We start from the raw sequence: 15332 nt of genomic DNA on the forward strand, positions 1-15332 counted from the left end.
ACTTCAAGGAAGAAGTAGCCAATGAACAGTATTGAAGATTGCACCCTTATCCAATGGCCCGACGATCAACAATCCTACGAAGCCGCCATCAACGAGAACCCTGAGAATGCCGGCACCGGCGGCGGCGCTCGTCGCAAGCGCTCTCTGATCAATTATTCAAAACTGTGGGCAAACGGACGCACACTCAAAATCGCGTTTATCGACGGCCCCGACGATGAACACAAACAGAAAATCATCAATGCGGCCAGCCAGTGGCTGCCCTATATCAATCTGCGCTTCGACTTCGTTGATGGGCTCGAGGGTGACATCAGAATCGCAACAAAAAACAATGACAACAGCTCAATGCTGGGCACTGATTCTCTATTGATTCATCCGGACTGGCCAACCATGAACCTGGGTGTCAAACCTGAACATGACGACTTTGAAGTGATCGTGATTCATGAGTTCGGGCATGCATTAGGGGCGATGCACGAACACCAACACCCCGACGCTGATATCCCTTGGGATAAACCGAAAGTGTATGCGTTCTATCAGAATCGCGAGATGAATCCGCTGACCAAAGAGCAAGTCGACAGAAACCTCTTTGCTTCCTTCGATACGATTGCAGCGATTTATACGCCTTACGACAGAAAGTCCATCATGCACCACCCGGTGGCTAACACGCTGACACTGGGCGATTGGGAAATCCCTATTAACCGAAAGATCAGTAAAAAAGATAAAAAACTTATGAAGTTGCTTTATCCCAAACGTTAGCAGTCAAGTGGCCCATAGATTCGAGTGAGCACGGTTAGACTATTTAGCTAGCCCAAGATTGGCCTCACTCAAGTCCAGCTCACCCAATACTTCTCGTAACACGTCATCCCCAATCTGGTGATGACGACTGAGCTTGTACAACTCCAGGCGCTGCGCTCGCAGCGCCTTCAACCGCAGTCGTCGCTCCAGCAAGTCCATCTGAAACGCCAGTGCCTGGGCCTCCGCCGAATCGTTGAACACCTCCCGTTAATGCCGATAATCGGACATGATCCGCGCCTTGAGCTCTGCAGCCAGCGTGGACTGAGCGGCGCCCTGAGGATTGGCTTCTGCGGCTTCGAGCGCATGAATGGCCGTTCGTGCGGTTTTTAGTTCTCCCCTGCACTGCGCAACGTAGTGCAGGCCGAACTTAACCACCCAGCAACAAACACTAAAAAATCACAACTTTACCCCACAACCCTCCAACGACTAACCTCAAACTTTACCGCAACTTCCGAACTTTCTCGGGAGCGGCCAACAAGGACACTGTCAATGCCAAACTTTAAACCCTGCAGCATCATCAAAAGCATTCACGAACTGGCTTCCTATGAAGTAGCAACTTCTGAACGCCGCGACAATTCCACTCAACACAAATCAAACCGAAAAAAAACGAAGCGTCGCTGAACACACGAAATACTGGAAACCTGGCAGAACATTAAAGATCGCAATCTCCCGACATGACGAGGATTTGTTCCAGGCAGTAAAGGCTGCAGCCAGCAAATGGCAACCCTACGTCAACCTCACGTTCGATTTTGTGGAGCTTTCTGACAACGACATGGAATACGAGGGGGATATCCGCGTTTACTTGTCTCATCACTATGATGGGACTGGGAGGTCGGAAATCGGAACAGATGCTCTGGCGGTTCAAGCTCATAGTCCAACCATGTTACTGGGAACCAGCTACTCCTCGCCCCGCTTTGAATTCACCGCTATTCATGAGTTCGGACACGCTTTGGGTTTGATGCACGCGCATCAACATCCTGAGGCAAACATTCCTTGGGACAAGAAAAAAACCTACGAGTTGTATCGACAAAAATTTGGTTGGTCGAGGGCGCAGGTGGACCTGAACGTCTTTCCTCTCCCCCGCGATGCCAGCCGGACTTATGCGGCGTATGACCGACATTCGGTCATGCACTATGAGATATCCAACGAGTACACCCTGGGTGATTGGAAGCAAACAGAAAACCCACATATCAGCGCAGCCGACATCGCGTTTATTCGTCGAATTTACCCCTAATCCAGCGCCTGTTACACCGCCCTTATTCACCATGGCAGTTCCCCCTCTGACAAGGTACTTGCGCCGACACTTCCCCTGCGACCAGACAAAGAAACAGCTTCAAAATTACTCAGCACTTAAATGATTACCGAAACACGTAAAAGTGCTTACAGCAAATAGTTATTCAGGCATTACTCAGTATTTAACAGTTTCACCATCGATGGCGGGCTGGAGGGATGCAATACGGTTACCCCGCCAACTTGACCAGCGATGCATGCACAAGATCTATTCAGACTAAGGTATTGCCCAGCCGAAGCGGCACACTTCAGGCAACAGGCTGCAGTGGAAGTGCCATATTATCCGCTTAGACTGCTGGCTGGCCGTTGTACCAATGCCGCACACCGCAAACACCGCAATCTCTGTGGGAGCGAGCTTGCTCGCGATGAGGCCATAATATTCAGCATCATGGTTGCCTGCTGCGCCGCCATCGCGAGCAAGCTCGCTCCCACAGGTTTTGCGGTGGCATATCAACCACGACCGACGCGAAACCGTCCGGTCATGGCATAATCCGTCACCTTTTATTTCCAGCACCTGCAAAGGGGGCAATTCCTTGACCGTTTCAAGCAAAACGTTGCACCTTTTCGGCATCAAAGCCTGCGACACCATGAAAAAGGCGCGCACCTGGCTCGATGAACACGCTGTCAGCTACAACTTTCATGATTACAAGACGGTCGGAATCGACCGTGAACACCTGAGCCAATGGTGCGACGAGCACGGCTGGCAAGTGGTGTTGAACCGTGCAGGCACGACCTTTCGCAAGCTCGACGACGAACGCAAAGCCGATCTCGACCAGCCGAAAGCCATCGAACTGATGCTCGCACAACCCTCGATGATCAAGCGCCCGGTGCTTGATCTCGGTGACCGAACCCTGATTGGCTTCAAGCCAGATATCTACGCGGCAGCGCTCAAGTAAGGCAGCCCGTTCCATTTTGTTAGAGGTATCAACATGTCCACTACCCTGTTCAGCCTGGCCTTTGGTGTCGGCACTCAAAACCGTCAAGGTGCATGGCTGGAAGTGTTTTACGCGCAGCCACTGCTCAACCCGTCGGCCGAACTGGTCGCTGCCATCGCGCCTGTTCTGGGCTACACCGAAGGCAATCAGGCCATCGCGTTCACCACCGCTCAGGCGTCGCAACTGGCTGAAGCCCTGAAAAGCGTCGACGCTGCCCAGGCTGCCTTGCTGACCCGTCTGGCCGAGAGCCACAAGCCGCTGGTCGCGACCATTCTGGCCGAAGACGCTCAGTTGACCTCCACCCCTGAGGCCTACCTGAAGCTGCACCTGCTGTCCCATCGCCTGGTCAAGCCGCACGGCCTGAACCTGGCGGGTGTGTTCCCACTGCTGCCGAACGTGGCCTGGACCAGCCAGGGCGCAATCGACCTGGCCGAACTGGCCGAGCATCAACTGGAAGCCCGTCTGCGTGGCGAGCTGCTGGAAGTGTTCTCGGTGGACAAATTCCCGAAAATGACCGACTACGTGGTTCCGGCCGGCGTGCGTATCGCTGACGCGGCACGTATTCGTCTGGGCGCTTACGTCGGCGAAGGCACCACCGTGATGCACGAAGGTTTCGTCAACTTCAACGCCGGCACCGAAGGCCCAGGCATGATCGAAGGCCGCGTTTCCGCTGGCGTATTCGTCGGCAAGGGTTCGGACCTGGGCGGCGGTTGCTCGACCATGGGCACCCTGTCGGGCGGCGGCAACATCGTGATCAAGGTCGGCGAAGGCTGCCTGATCGGCGCGAATGCCGGTATCGGCATTCCGTTGGGCGATCGCAACACCGTTGAATCGGGCCTGTACGTGACCGCCGGTACCAAAGTGGCGCTGCTGGACGAAAACAACAAACTGGTCAAAGTCGTGAAGGCTCGTGAACTGGCGGGTCAGCCGGATCTGCTGTTCCGCCGTAATTCGGAAACCGGCGCTGTGGAATGCAAAACCCACAAATCGGCGATCGAACTGAACGAAGCGCTGCACGCTCACAACTAAGTGCCGCAGGCACCTGTGGGAGCGACGGTGCGACGATTCGACTTGCTCGCGATGCTTTTTGGCGCCCTGACGGACGCCATCGCGAGCAAGTCGAATCGTCGCACCGTCGCTCCCACAAGGTCCGGTGTACACCCGCCCAAGTTCACAGGGCTCAACACATGATGATTCCCTCTCCCTGGCGCGCCGATTTTCCGGCCATCGCCGCATTGCAACGGCAAGACCAGACCTATCTGGACAACGCCGCCACCACGCAAAAACCTCAAGCCCTGCTGGATGCCCTGGCGCATTACTACGCCAGCGGCGCGGCCAACGTGCATCGGGCGCAACACCTGCCCGGCGCCCACGCCACCCAGGCGTTCGAGGCCAGCCGCAGCAAAGTCGCCCATTGGCTCAATGCCGGCGATTGCGGGCAGATCATCTTTACCCATGGCGCAACGTCTGCGCTGAACCTCCTGGCTTATGGCCTGGAACATCTTTTCAATCCCGGCGATGAAGTTGTCATCAGCGCCCTGGAGCATCACGCCAATCTGTTGCCGTGGCAGCAACTGGCCCACCGTCGCGACCTGAAGCTGGTGATCCTGCCACTGGACGCCGACGGTTTGATTGACCTTGATGCTGCCGCGCAGTTGATCGGTCCGCGAACCCGCTTACTGGCGGTCAGTCAGCTGTCCAATGTACTTGGCGCCTGGCAGCCGTTGCCCGCGCTCCTGACGATGGCCAAGGCGCATAACGCGCTGACCGTGGTCGATGGCGCCCAAGGCGTGGTTCATGGCCGGCACGATGTGCAGGCGCTGGGTTGCGACTTCTATGTGTTTTCCAGTCACAAGCTCTATGGCCCCGATGGGCTGGGCGTGCTGTTCGGACGCAACGAAGCGCTTGAGCAACTGCGCCATTGGCAATTCGGCGGTGAAATGGTGCTGGATGCGGATTACCACACCGCTCGCTTTCGCCCTGCGCCACTGGGGTTTGAGGCGGGTACGCCGCCGATTGCCGGTGTGATTGGTCTGGGGGCAACGCTGGATTATCTGGCCGGGCTTGATCAGGACGCCGTGTCCGCCCACGAAGCAGCGCTGCATGACTATTTGCTCAAAGGCCTTGAAGCACGCAACGGCATTCGATTGCTGGGCAAGCCGCAACTGGCGCTGGCCAGTTTTGTCGTCGAGGGTGTGCATAACTCTGATTTGGCGCATTTGCTGACCGAACAGGGGATCGCGGTGCGCGCCGGTCATCATTGCGCCATGCCATTGCTCAAGCGTTTTGAACTGGCCGGGGCGATCCGGGTGTCGTTGGCGCTGTACAACGATTCCGAAGACCTGGAGCGGTTTTTTGAAGCGCTGGATCAGGCGCTGGAGTTGTTGCGATGAACTTGCCTGCCGATGCGGCCACGGCGCTGGAGACTTTTCAGAATGCTGCCGGCTGGGAACAACGGGCGCGGCTGTTGATGCAATGGGGGGAGCGTCTGCCAGCATTGAGCGATGTGGATAAGATCGACGCCAACCGCGTGCATGGCTGTGAAAGCCAGGTGTGGTTGGTGGGTGAATTGCAGGATGGTCACTGGCAGTTTGCCGCGAGCAGCGATGCGCGGTTGATTCGCGGGCTGATGGCGTTGCTGCTGGCGCGGGTTAACGGGTTGTCGGCGGTTGAGCTGCAGCAAGTGGATTTGCCGGATTGGTTTAATCAGCTTGGGCTTTCCCGGCAACTGTCCCCTTCGCGCAGTAATGGCCTTAATGCCGTGTTACAGCGAATGCAGAGCCTGAGCGACGTGTAGGAGCTGCCGAAGGCTGCGATCTTTTGATCTTCGGCGCCAGTGGTCACGCTAAAGATCAAAAGATCGCAGCCTTCGGCAGCTCCTACGCGGGTTTACGTTTCAGCTTGAGGTTTAATGCGATCCGCGGGGCGCCGTACCCCGGCCACAATCTTATCCACAGCCTTGGTCGCCGCGACCATGCCAAACGTCGCCGTCACCATCATCACCGCACCAAACCCGCCGGCACAGTCCAGCTTCACGCCATCCCCGACAAAACTCTTCTGCAAGCAAATGCTGCCATCCGGTTTCGGGTAGCGCAGTTGTTCGGTGGAAAACACGCACGGCACGCTGTAGTGGCGGGTCACGGTGCGTGAGAAGTTGTAATCCCGGCGCAAGGTCGAGCGCACTTTCGAGGCCAACGGATCATTGAAGGTCCGGTTCAAGTCGCAAACCTGAATCAACGTCGGATCAATCTGCCCGCCCGCGCCGCCGGTGGTGATGATCTGGATCTTGCGGCGTTTGCACCAGGCGATCAGCGCAGCCTTGGCATTCACGCTGTCGATGCAATCAATGACGCAGTCGATGTTCGGCGTGATGTATTCGGCCATGGTCTCGCGGGTGACGAAATCCGCCACAGCGTGCACGGTGCAGTCCGGGTTGATCCCGCGCAGGCGCTCGGCCATCACGTCAACCTTGGGTTTGCCGACGGTGCTGTCCAGCGCGTGCAACTGACGGTTGGCGTTGCTGACGCAGACGTCGTCCAGGTCGAACAGCGAAATCTCGCCCACGCCACAACGGGCGACGGCTTCCGCCGCCCAGGAACCGACGCCACCAACGCCGACGATCGCCACGTGGGCCGCGCGCAAACGCTCCAGGCCGTCGATGCCATACAAACGGGCGATGCCTGCAAACCGCGGATCTTCTGTACTCATGACCATTACCCCAAAAACCGGCGCGCATTATAGGGCCGTCAGCGGCCAAGAGCATCTTTGGGCTATGAACGGGCGTCTTTACCTCTTTAGTCAGCCTACACAGAACCAAGATTTAACCTACAAGGTCCAACGAAAGAACTTAAACCGAGTTGGATTGCCCAACGTCCGGCATTTCCCTGTCCGCTGTACGGTCAGTGAACGCCCGGTGTAGGATGCGCGCCCCCTGCCCCTTTAGCAGCCAGCCGCAGACCGTTCCTTCGTTCCACAGCCTCCGGAACCTGAATAAGCTATGTCATCGCGTAAATTTGGACTCAACCTGGTCGTGGTGCTCGCCATCGCTGCCTTGTTTACCGGCTTCTGGGCGCTGATCAATCGCCCGGTCACCGCCCCCAACTGGCCTGAACAGATCTCCGGCTTTTCGTACTCGCCGTTCCAGCAAGGGCAGTACCCACAAAAAGAGCAATACCCGACCGACGATGAAATGCGTCGCGATCTGGAGATCATGACCAAGCTGACGGACAACATCCGCACTTACTCGGTCGATGGCAGCCTGGGGGATATTCCCAAGCTCGCCGAAGAATTCGGTTTGCGCGTGACGTTGGGTATCTGGATCAGCCCGGACCTGGAACGCAACGAGCGTGAAATCCTGCGCGCCATTGACCTGGCCAATACCTCCCGCAGCGTGGTTCGCGTGGTGGTTGGTAACGAGGCGATCTTCCGTAAGGAAATTACCGCCGCCGAACTGAGCGTGATCCTTGATCGCGTCCGCGCGGCAGTGAAAGTACCGGTGACGACCTCCGAGCAATGGCACGTCTGGGAAGAAAACCCGAGCCTGGCCAAGCACGTCGACCTGATCGCCGCCCACGTCCTGCCGTACTGGGAACATGTTCCGATGGAGCAGTCCGGGCAGTTCGTACTCGACCGCGCCCGTGACCTGAAAAAGATGTTCCCGAAAAAACCGCTGCTGCTGTCCGAAGTCGGCTGGCCGAGCAACGGTCGTATGCGCGGTGGCGCCGACGCGTCGCCGGCAGACCAGGCGATTTATCTGCGGACCTTGGTCAACAAGCTCAATCGCCAGGGCTTCAACTACTTCGTGATCGAAGCTTTTGACCAACCGTGGAAGGCCAGTGATGAAGGTTCCGTGGGCGCTTACTGGGGCGTTTTCAACGCCGCGCGCCAGCAGAAATTCAATTTTGAAGGCCCGGTCGTCGCGATCCCGCAATGGCGCGTGCTGGCCATCGGTTCGGTGGTGTTGGCTCTGCTGTCGCTGACCCTGCTGATGATCGACGGCTCGGCCTTGCGTCAGCGCGGCCGCACCTTCCTGACCTTCATCGCGTTCCTCTGTGGTTCGGTGCTGGTGTGGATCGGTTACGACTACAGCCAGCAATACAGCACCTGGTTCAGCCTGACGGTGGGCTTCTTGCTTGCCCTTGGCGCACTCGGGGTGTTTATCGTGCTGCTGACCGAGGCCCACGAACTGGCCGAAGCGGTCTGGACCCACAAGCGTCGGCGTGAATTTCTGCCGGTGGTCGGCGATTCGGACTACCGACCGAAAGTCTCGATTCACGTGCCTTGCTACAACGAGCCGCCGGAGATGGTCAAACAGACCCTCAACGCCCTGGCCAACCTCGACTATCCGGACTTCGAAGTCCTGATCATCGACAACAACACCAAAGACCCGGCGGTTTGGGAACCGGTGCGCGATTATTGCGAAACCCTCGGCCCGCGCTTCAAGTTCTTCCACGTCGCGCCATTGGCCGGCTTCAAGGGTGGCGCGCTGAATTATCTGATTCCGCACACCGCCAAGGATGCCGAAGTGATTGCGGTGATCGACTCGGACTACTGCGTCGACCCGAACTGGCTCAAGCACATGGTGCCGCACTTCGCCGATCCAAAAATCGCCGTGGTGCAGTCGCCACAGGATTACCGCGACCAGAACGAAAGCACCTTCAAGAAGCTCTGCTACGCGGAATACAAAGGTTTCTTCCACATCGGCATGGTCACCCGTAACGACCGTGACGCGATTATCCAGCACGGCACCATGACCATGACCCGGCGCTCGGTGCTCGAGGAACTGGGCTGGGCTGACTGGTGCATCTGTGAAGACGCCGAGTTGGGTCTGCGCGTATTCGAAAAAGGCCTGTCGGCGGCGTATTACCACACCAGCTACGGCAAAGGCTTGATGCCCGATACCTTTATCGACTTCAAGAAACAGCGTTTCCGCTGGGCTTACGGTGCGATTCAGATCATCAAGCGTCACACCGCCAGTCTGTTGCGCGGTAAGGACACCGAGCTGACCCGTGGCCAGCGTTACCACTTCCTCGCGGGCTGGTTGCCGTGGGTGGCGGATGGCATGAACATCTTCTTCACCGTGGGCGCCCTGTTGTGGTCGGCGGCGATGATCATCGTGCCGCAGCGGGTCGATCCACCGTTGTTGATTTTCGCGATCCCGCCATTGGCGCTGTTCGTGTTCAAGGTGGGCAAGATCATCTTCCTGTACCGCCGTGCGGTCGGGGTCAACCTGAAGGATGCGTTCTGCGCGGCATTGGCAGGGTTGGCGTTGTCGCACACCATCGCCAAAGCGGTGCTGTACGGCTTCTTCACCAGCAGCATTCCGTTCTTCCGCACTCCGAAAAACGCCGATAACCACGGCTTCTGGGTGGCGATTTCGGAAGCTCGCGAAGAAATGTTCATCATGCTGCTGTTGTGGGGCGCGGCGCTGGGGATTTTCCTGGTGAACGGCCTGCCGAGCAACGACATGCGCTTCTGGGTGACGATGTTGCTCGTGCAGTCGCTGCCGTACCTGGCGGCGCTGATCATGGCGTTCTTGTCTTCGCTGCCGAAACCGGCAGTCGAGGGCGAGACGGCTCCGGCGGTCTAAATCGTTCCGGATGCACTAAACGGCGGCCAATGGCCGCCGTTTTGCTTTAAGATAACCGCCATTTTGCAGGCCTTGGCGTGATATACGGTCTTTCTGACCGTACTCAAAACCTGTGGGAGCGGGCTTGCTCGCGAATGCGGTGTAACAATCAACTTTTATGCTGACTGACACACCGCATTCGCGAGCAAGCCCGCTCCCACATTTAGACCGCGCCCATATTCAAGTTTTCCGGAGTTTTCCATGACGGCCCACGCCGACCTTTCGCCGACCCTTCAACTCGCCATCGACCTGATCCGCCGTCCGTCCGTGACGCCGGTCGACGCCGATTGCCAGAAGCAGATGATGCAGCGCCTGGGCGATGCCGGTTTCACGCTTGAGCCAATGCGCATCGAAGATGTGGATAACTTCTGGGCGACCCACGGGAAACACGACGGCCCGGTGCTGTGCTTCGCCGGCCACACCGACGTGGTGCCGACCGGCCCGGTGACCGCCTGGCAAATCGACCCGTTCAACGCGCTGATCGACGAACACGGCATGCTCTGCGGCCGTGGCGCGGCGGACATGAAAGGCAGCCTCGCCTCCATGACCGTGGCGGCCGAGCGTTTCGTCACCGACTACCCGGATCACAAGGGCAAGGTCGCTTTCCTGATCACCAGCGACGAGGAAGGCCCGGCGCACCACGGCACCAAAGCGGTGATCGAACGCCTTGCCGCCCGTAAGGAGCGTCTGGACTGGTGCATCGTCGGCGAACCGTCGAGTACCACCCTGGTGGGTGACGTGGTCAAGAATGGCCGTCGCGGCTCCCTCGGCGCCAAGCTGACCGTGCGCGGCGTGCAGGGTCACGTGGCCTATCCGCACCTGGCGAAAAACCCGATCCACCTCGCCGCCCCGGCGCTGGCCGAACTGGCCGCCGAGCATTGGGACCACGGCAACGATTTCTTCCCGCCGACCAGCTTCCAGATCTCCAACGTCAATTCCGGCACCGGCGCGACCAACGTGATTCCGGGTGATCTGGTGGCGGTGTTCAACTTCCGCTTCTCCACCGAATCCACCGTTGAAGGCCTGCAAAAGCGCGTCGCTGACATCCTCGACAAGCATGGCCTGGACTGGCACATCGACTGGGCGCTGTCCGGCCTGCCGTTCCTCACCGAACCGGGTGCGTTGCTGGATGCCGTCGCGTCGAGCATCAAGGACATCACCGGTCGTGAAACCAAGGCGTCCACCAGCGGCGGCACCTCCGATGGTCGCTTCATTGCGACCATGGGTACGCAGGTGGTTGAACTGGGCCCGGTCAACGCGACGATTCACCAGGTCAACGAGCGCGTGCTGGCTGCCGACCTGGATGTGCTGACCGAAATCTACTACCAGACCCTGATCAAGTTGCTCGCCTGATGCTGGCCTGCCCGATCTGCAGTGAACCGCTGAACGCGGTGGACAACGGCGTGGCCTGCCCTGCTGGGCATCGTTTCGACCGTGCGCGTCAGGGTTACCTGAACCTGTTGCCGGTGCAGCACAAGAACAGCCGCGACCCTGGGGATAACCTGGCGATGGTCGAAGCCCGACGCGACTTTTTGAACGCTGGGCATTACGCACCAGTGGCCAAACGTCTGGCCGAACTGGCGGCGCAATACGCGCCTCAGCGCTGGCTGGACATCGGTTGTGGCGAGGGTTACTACACCGCGCAAATCGCCGAGGCTTTGCCGAACGCCGACGGTTACGCGCTGGACATCTCCCGGGAAGCGGTCAAACGCGCCTGCAAACGCAACCCGCAACTGACCTGGTTGATCGCCAGCATGGCGCGGGTGCCGTTGGCCTCTGGCAGCTGCCAGTTTCTCGCCAGTGTCTTCAGCCCGCTGGATTGGGAGGAAGCCAAACGTCTGCTCAGCCCCGGTGGTGGCTTGATGAAAGTCGGGCCGACCAGCGGCCATCTGATGGAATTGCGCGAGCGTCTGTACGACGAAGTGCGTGAATACACCGACGACAAGCATTTGGCTTTGGTGCCGGAAGGCATGGCGTTGCAACACAGCGAAACTCTGGAGTTCAAACTGACGCTGGAAAAGGGTCAGGACCGTGCGAACCTGTTGGCCATGACGCCCCACGGCTGGCGCGCCAGTGCCGAACGCCGGGCGTCGGTCATCGAACAGGTCGAGCCGTTCGAGGTCACTGTTTCAATGCGCTACGATTACTTTGTTCTTCAATAACTCTTTAATTTTTTGGTCTTCGGCAGTTGCCGTAGGCCGGCTAAATCCGCGAATGGATTTTTCAGACCCGCAGTGAGGACATCCATGCGCCAACCCGATATCGAGATTTACCTGAAAGACGCCGACGTCGACTATAAAGCCGTCGCAGCCTGGCTCGGCACTGCTTTGGGCCCATGCACCGACTGGGTCCAGAAAGGCCAGACCTACAAGTGCAAGGCCGGCAACGTGTCGGTCACCTGGTTGCCGAAAGCCGTGGGCAAGTGGAACAGCCTGTTCCTGGACAGCGACCAGACCCCGTGGGAAGACGACATCGCCTGCGCCCGCGCCGCCTTTGCCGCGCTGAACGTCGAAGTGCGTTGCGCACCGGGTAGCTGGGTCGAAGAAGAAGGTGAAGAGACAGCGGATCGCTGGATGCGCATCAGCGCTGACGGTGAAGAAGAGATCACCTGGAAAACCGCTTAAAAACGAAGCGGATCAAATGTGGGAGCGGGCTTGCTCGCGAATGCGGTGTGTCAGTCAAAGTTTATGTCGACTGACACACCGCATTCGCGAGCAAGCCCGCTCCCACATTGATTTTGTGTGATCTGAAGAGTGGGTTTAGAGCCCCACCACATCCTCGGCCTGCAAGCCCTTCTCGCCCGTCACCACGCCGTATTCAACCTGCTGGCCTTCAGCCAACGAACGATGCCCCTCGCCGCGAATCGCGCGGTAGTGCACGAACACGTCCACCCCGTCCTCGCGCTGAATGAATCCGTAACCTTTGGCATCGTTGAACCACTTCACATTGCCGGTTTCGCGCGTAGCCATATCTGTACCCCCCTTGTTTTTATTTTGAACGGCCGAGTATATGACAGCCGCCAAAACTCTCAACTCAAGTTTACTTAGGCGCTTTTTTGCCGATTTTCGGCGAATACGGCACACTATCGACCGCCCGAGCAAACGCTCGGTTTTATTCACTCATGCAGAAGCCGTATGACCCGTTCCCCGCTCCGCCGTCTTGTGTTTGGCACCCTGCGCCGACTGTTGTATCTCTGGGTTCGCTCGGAGACGATCAATCAGTCGTCGTTCACCCTCAACCTCGACCGCAGCCGTCCGGTGTTCTACGTCCTGCAAAACCCTTCGCTGACCGACCTGGCCGTGGTCGATACCGAGTGCAGCAAGGCGGGTTTGCCCCGCCCGGTGTTGCCGGTCTCGGTAGGTACGCTGGAGGAACCCGCCGCGTTCTTTTACCTGACGCCAGAGCCCGATTGGCTCGGCCGTCAGGACAAACGCGGCGCGCCGCCGACCTTGACTCGCCTGGTCAGCGCCCTGAGCCAGAACGCCGCCGAAGATGCGCAGATCATTCCGGTCAGCGTGTTCTGGGGTCAGTCGCCGGACAGCGAATCGAGCCCGTGGAAACTGCTCTTCGCCGACAGCTGGGCAGTCACCGGGCGCCTGCGTCGGTTGTTGAGCATCATCGTGCTGGGGCGCAAAACCCGGGTGCAGTTCTCGGCGCCGATCCATTTGCGCGAACTGATCGACCACAACAAGGGCCACGAGCGCACCGTGCGCATGGCCCAGCGGATTCTGCGGGTGCATTTTCGCAACCTGAAAGCGGCGGTGATCGGTCCGGACATTTCCCACCGCCGCAACCTGGTCAAAGGCCTGCTCAATCAGCCGCTGGTCAAGCAAGCGATCCTCGACGAAGCCGAGCGTGAAAACATTTCCCCGGAGAAAGCCAAGGCCCAAGCCCTGCGCTATGGCAACGAGATCGCCTCCGACTACACCTACACCGCGATCCGCTTTCTGGAAGTGGTGCTGAGCTGGTTCTGGAACAAGATCTACGACGGAATCAAGGTCAACCACATCGAAGGCGTGCAGAAGGTCGCTCAGGGTCACGAAGTGATCTACGTGCCGTGCCATCGCAGCCACATCGACTACCTGCTGCTGTCCTACTTGCTGTTTCGCAACGGCCTGACCCCGCCGCACATCGCCGCCGGGATCAACCTCAACATGCCGGTGATCGGCAGCCTGCTGCGTCGTGGTGGTGCGTTCTTCATGCGCCGCACCTTCAAGGGCAACCCGCTCTACACCTCGGTGTTCAACGAATACCTGCACACCCTGTTCACCAAAGGCTTCCCGGTGGAGTACTTCGTCGAGGGTGGTCGTTCGCGAACCGGGCGCATGCTGCAACCAAAAACCGGAATGCTCGCAATTACCCTGCGCAGTTTCTTGCGTTCGTCGCGGATGCCGATCGTTTTCATCCCGGTCTACATCGGTTACGAGCGTGTGCTGGAAGGCCGGACCTACCTCGGCGAACTGCGTGGCGCGAGCAAGAAAAAAGAATCTATCTTCGACATCTTCAAAGTCATCGGCGCGCTCAAGCAGCGTTTCGGTCAAGTGGCGGTGAACTTCGGCGAGCCGATCAAACTGGCGGAATTCCTCGACAGCGAACAGCCGGACTGGCGTAAACAGGAACTCGGCCCACAGTTCAAACCGGCCTGGCTCAACGAAACCACCAACCGCCTCGGCGAGAAAGTCGCGCAGCATCTGAACGAAGCGGCGGCGATCAACCCGGTCAACCTCGTGGCCCTGGCGCTGCTGTCCACCAGCCGTCTCGCGCTGGATGATCGCGCTATGGCGCGGGTGCTCGATCTGTACCTGGCGCTGTTGCGCAAGGTCCCGTACTCACCGCACACCACTCTGCCGGAAGGTGACGGCCGCGCGTTGATCGAGCATGTGAAGGACATGGATCTTCTGTCCGAGCAGAGCGATGCCCTGGGCAAGATTCTGTATCTGGACGAACAGAATGCCGTCCTGATGACCTACTACCGCAACAACGTTTTGCACATCTTCGCCTTGCCGGCGTTGCTGGCGAGCTTCTTCCAGAGCGCTTCGCGCATGAGCCGCGAACAGATCCTGCGCTACACCCGCGCGCTGTACCCGTACCTGCAATCGGAGCTGTTCATTCGCTGGTCGCTGGACGAGCTGGATGCGGTGATCGACCAATGGCTCGAAGCCTTCGTCGAGCAAGGAATGCTGCGTTTTGAGAATGACGTTTACCTGCGTCCGGCACCGAGCTCGCGGCATTTCGTGCTGCTGACCCTGCTATCGAAAAGCATCGCCCAGACCCTGCAACGCTTCTACATGACGGTCTCGCTGCTGCTCAATAGCGGTCAGAACAGCATCAGCGCCGAAGAGCTGGAAGACCTGTGCACGGTCATGGCCCAGCGCCTGTCCATCCTCCATGGCCTCAACGCCCCGGAGTTCTTCGACAAGAGCCTGTTCCGCCATTTCATCCAGACAATGCTGGATCTGGACGTACTCAAGCGCGACGAAGCCGGCAAGCTGAGCTATCACGAACTGCTCGGCGAATTGGCCGAAGGCGCGGCCAAGCGGGTGTTGCCGGCGGAGATTCGCTTGTCAATCCGTCAGGTCGCGTTGCATCGCAGTGAAGATGCGGCGGATCAGGCTTAGTTGGAGTTGGCTGTAACTTTCTGACAATAACCATAGGAACAAGGATGTTCTTATAACCTGTCCATTATG

Annotated in this window: 13 protein-coding genes and 1 pseudogene; 11 read left to right on the top strand and 3 right to left on the bottom strand. The window is 58.5% G+C overall.

The window, feature by feature from the left end:
- Positions 1-21 precede the first annotated feature (21 nt).
- Positions 22-753, top strand: a complete 732-nt coding sequence (locus tag ACMXYH_RS26235; RefSeq protein WP_415765414.1) for a M12 family metallopeptidase — start codon at positions 22-24, stop codon at positions 751-753.
- A 39-nt stretch (positions 754-792) separates the two neighbouring features.
- On the opposite strand, the pseudogene ACMXYH_RS26240 reads toward ACMXYH_RS26235, so the two are convergent.
- Positions 793-1119 (bottom strand): annotated as a pseudogene (locus tag ACMXYH_RS26240) (Na+/H+ antiporter); the annotation flags it as partial.
- Positions 1120-1477: 358 nt separating this feature from the next.
- Between ACMXYH_RS26240 and ACMXYH_RS26245 the strand changes: the two are divergent.
- From ACMXYH_RS26245 to ACMXYH_RS26265, 5 genes are all read left to right on the top strand, one after another.
- Positions 1478-2026 (top strand): peptidase M12, encoded by a 549-nt coding sequence (locus ACMXYH_RS26245; protein WP_415765415.1) that lies wholly within the window; start codon positions 1478-1480, stop codon positions 2024-2026.
- Positions 2027-2615: 589 nt separating this feature from the next.
- Positions 2616-2978 carry an ArsC family reductase gene (locus ACMXYH_RS26250; protein ID WP_129441607.1) on the top strand — a complete coding sequence of 121 codons (363 nt, stop codon included), beginning with the start codon at positions 2616-2618 and terminating at the stop codon, positions 2976-2978.
- A 33-nt stretch (positions 2979-3011) separates the two neighbouring features.
- Positions 3012-4046 carry a 2,3,4,5-tetrahydropyridine-2,6-dicarboxylate N-succinyltransferase gene (gene dapD, locus ACMXYH_RS26255; RefSeq protein ID WP_123365799.1) on the top strand — a complete coding sequence of 345 codons (1035 nt, stop codon included), beginning with the start codon at positions 3012-3014 and terminating at the stop codon, positions 4044-4046.
- 158 nt (positions 4047-4204) lie between these two features.
- Entirely contained in the window at positions 4205-5410 is a 1206-nt protein-coding gene (locus ACMXYH_RS26260) for an aminotransferase class V-fold PLP-dependent enzyme (protein WP_415765416.1), read from the top strand.
- Positions 5407-5814: a SufE family protein gene (locus ACMXYH_RS26265; protein WP_415765417.1), complete on the top strand. Its 408-nt coding sequence runs from the start codon at positions 5407-5409 to the stop codon at positions 5812-5814. Before ACMXYH_RS26260 ends, ACMXYH_RS26265 begins: the two co-directional genes overlap by 4 nt.
- A gap of 92 nt (positions 5815-5906) precedes the next feature.
- Here the strand turns inward: ACMXYH_RS26265 and tcdA are convergent, their stop codons facing one another.
- Positions 5907-6725 (bottom strand): tRNA cyclic N6-threonylcarbamoyladenosine(37) synthase TcdA, encoded by an 819-nt coding sequence (gene tcdA / locus ACMXYH_RS26270; RefSeq protein ID WP_371927044.1) that lies wholly within the window; start codon positions 6723-6725, stop codon positions 5907-5909.
- A gap of 289 nt (positions 6726-7014) precedes the next feature.
- On the opposite strand from tcdA, the gene ACMXYH_RS26275 reads away from it, so the two are divergent.
- The 4 genes from ACMXYH_RS26275 to ACMXYH_RS26290 all read left to right on the top strand — a co-directional run bounded on the left by ACMXYH_RS26275 (position 7015) and on the right by ACMXYH_RS26290 (position 12269).
- Positions 7015-9606, top strand: a complete 2592-nt coding sequence (locus ACMXYH_RS26275) for a glycosyltransferase (RefSeq protein ID WP_415765418.1) — start codon at positions 7015-7017, stop codon at positions 9604-9606.
- 240 nt (positions 9607-9846) lie between these two features.
- Positions 9847-10998: a succinyl-diaminopimelate desuccinylase gene (dapE, locus tag ACMXYH_RS26280; protein WP_415765419.1), complete on the top strand. Its 1152-nt coding sequence runs from the start codon at positions 9847-9849 to the stop codon at positions 10996-10998.
- On the top strand, positions 10998-11807 hold the full coding sequence (locus tag ACMXYH_RS26285) for a putative RNA methyltransferase (RefSeq protein ID WP_134418745.1): 810 nt from the start codon (positions 10998-11000) through the stop codon (positions 11805-11807). The genes dapE and ACMXYH_RS26285 overlap by 1 nt, the downstream gene beginning before the upstream one ends.
- 84 nt (positions 11808-11891) lie before the next feature.
- A complete protein-coding gene (locus ACMXYH_RS26290) occupies positions 11892-12269 on the top strand; it encodes a hypothetical protein (protein WP_074879738.1) in 378 nt (125 codons plus the stop codon).
- 135 nt (positions 12270-12404) lie between these two features.
- Here ACMXYH_RS26290 and ACMXYH_RS26295 read toward each other — a convergent pair whose 3' ends face one another.
- On the bottom strand, positions 12405-12614 hold the full coding sequence (locus ACMXYH_RS26295; protein WP_008146705.1) for a cold-shock protein: 210 nt from the start codon (positions 12612-12614) through the stop codon (positions 12405-12407).
- Between the two features lie 165 nt (positions 12615-12779).
- On the opposite strand from ACMXYH_RS26295, the gene plsB reads away from it, so the two are divergent.
- Positions 12780-15263, top strand: coding sequence for a glycerol-3-phosphate 1-O-acyltransferase PlsB (gene plsB, locus ACMXYH_RS26300; RefSeq protein ID WP_415765421.1), 2484 nt, complete (start codon positions 12780-12782; stop codon positions 15261-15263).
- The last annotated feature ends 69 nt before the right edge of the window (positions 15264-15332 follow it).

This window comes from Pseudomonas frigoris (assembly GCF_047758635.1).
Classification (GTDB): domain Bacteria; phylum Pseudomonadota; class Gammaproteobacteria; order Pseudomonadales; family Pseudomonadaceae; genus Aquipseudomonas; species Aquipseudomonas frigoris.

Coding starts and splice junctions, on each gene's coding strand:
- ACMXYH_RS26285 (WP_134418745.1), top strand. CDS start 10,998: ATGCTGGCCTGCCCGATCTGCAGTGAACCGCTGAACGCGGTGGACAAC.
- ACMXYH_RS26260 (WP_415765416.1), top strand. CDS start 4,205: ATGATGATTCCCTCTCCCTGGCGCGCCGATTTTCCGGCCATCGCCGCA.
- ACMXYH_RS26295 (WP_008146705.1), bottom strand. CDS start 12,614: ATGGCTACGCGCGAAACCGGCAATGTGAAGTGGTTCAACGATGCCAAA.
- ACMXYH_RS26290 (WP_074879738.1), top strand. CDS start 11,892: ATGCGCCAACCCGATATCGAGATTTACCTGAAAGACGCCGACGTCGAC.
- plsB (WP_415765421.1), top strand. CDS start 12,780: ATGACCCGTTCCCCGCTCCGCCGTCTTGTGTTTGGCACCCTGCGCCGA.
- tcdA (WP_371927044.1), bottom strand. CDS start 6,725: ATGAGTACAGAAGATCCGCGGTTTGCAGGCATCGCCCGTTTGTATGGC.
- dapD (WP_123365799.1), top strand. CDS start 3,012: ATGTCCACTACCCTGTTCAGCCTGGCCTTTGGTGTCGGCACTCAAAAC.
- ACMXYH_RS26235 (WP_415765414.1), top strand. CDS start 22: ATGAACAGTATTGAAGATTGCACCCTTATCCAATGGCCCGACGATCAA.
- ACMXYH_RS26265 (WP_415765417.1), top strand. CDS start 5,407: ATGAACTTGCCTGCCGATGCGGCCACGGCGCTGGAGACTTTTCAGAAT.
- dapE (WP_415765419.1), top strand. CDS start 9,847: ATGACGGCCCACGCCGACCTTTCGCCGACCCTTCAACTCGCCATCGAC.
- ACMXYH_RS26275 (WP_415765418.1), top strand. CDS start 7,015: ATGTCATCGCGTAAATTTGGACTCAACCTGGTCGTGGTGCTCGCCATC.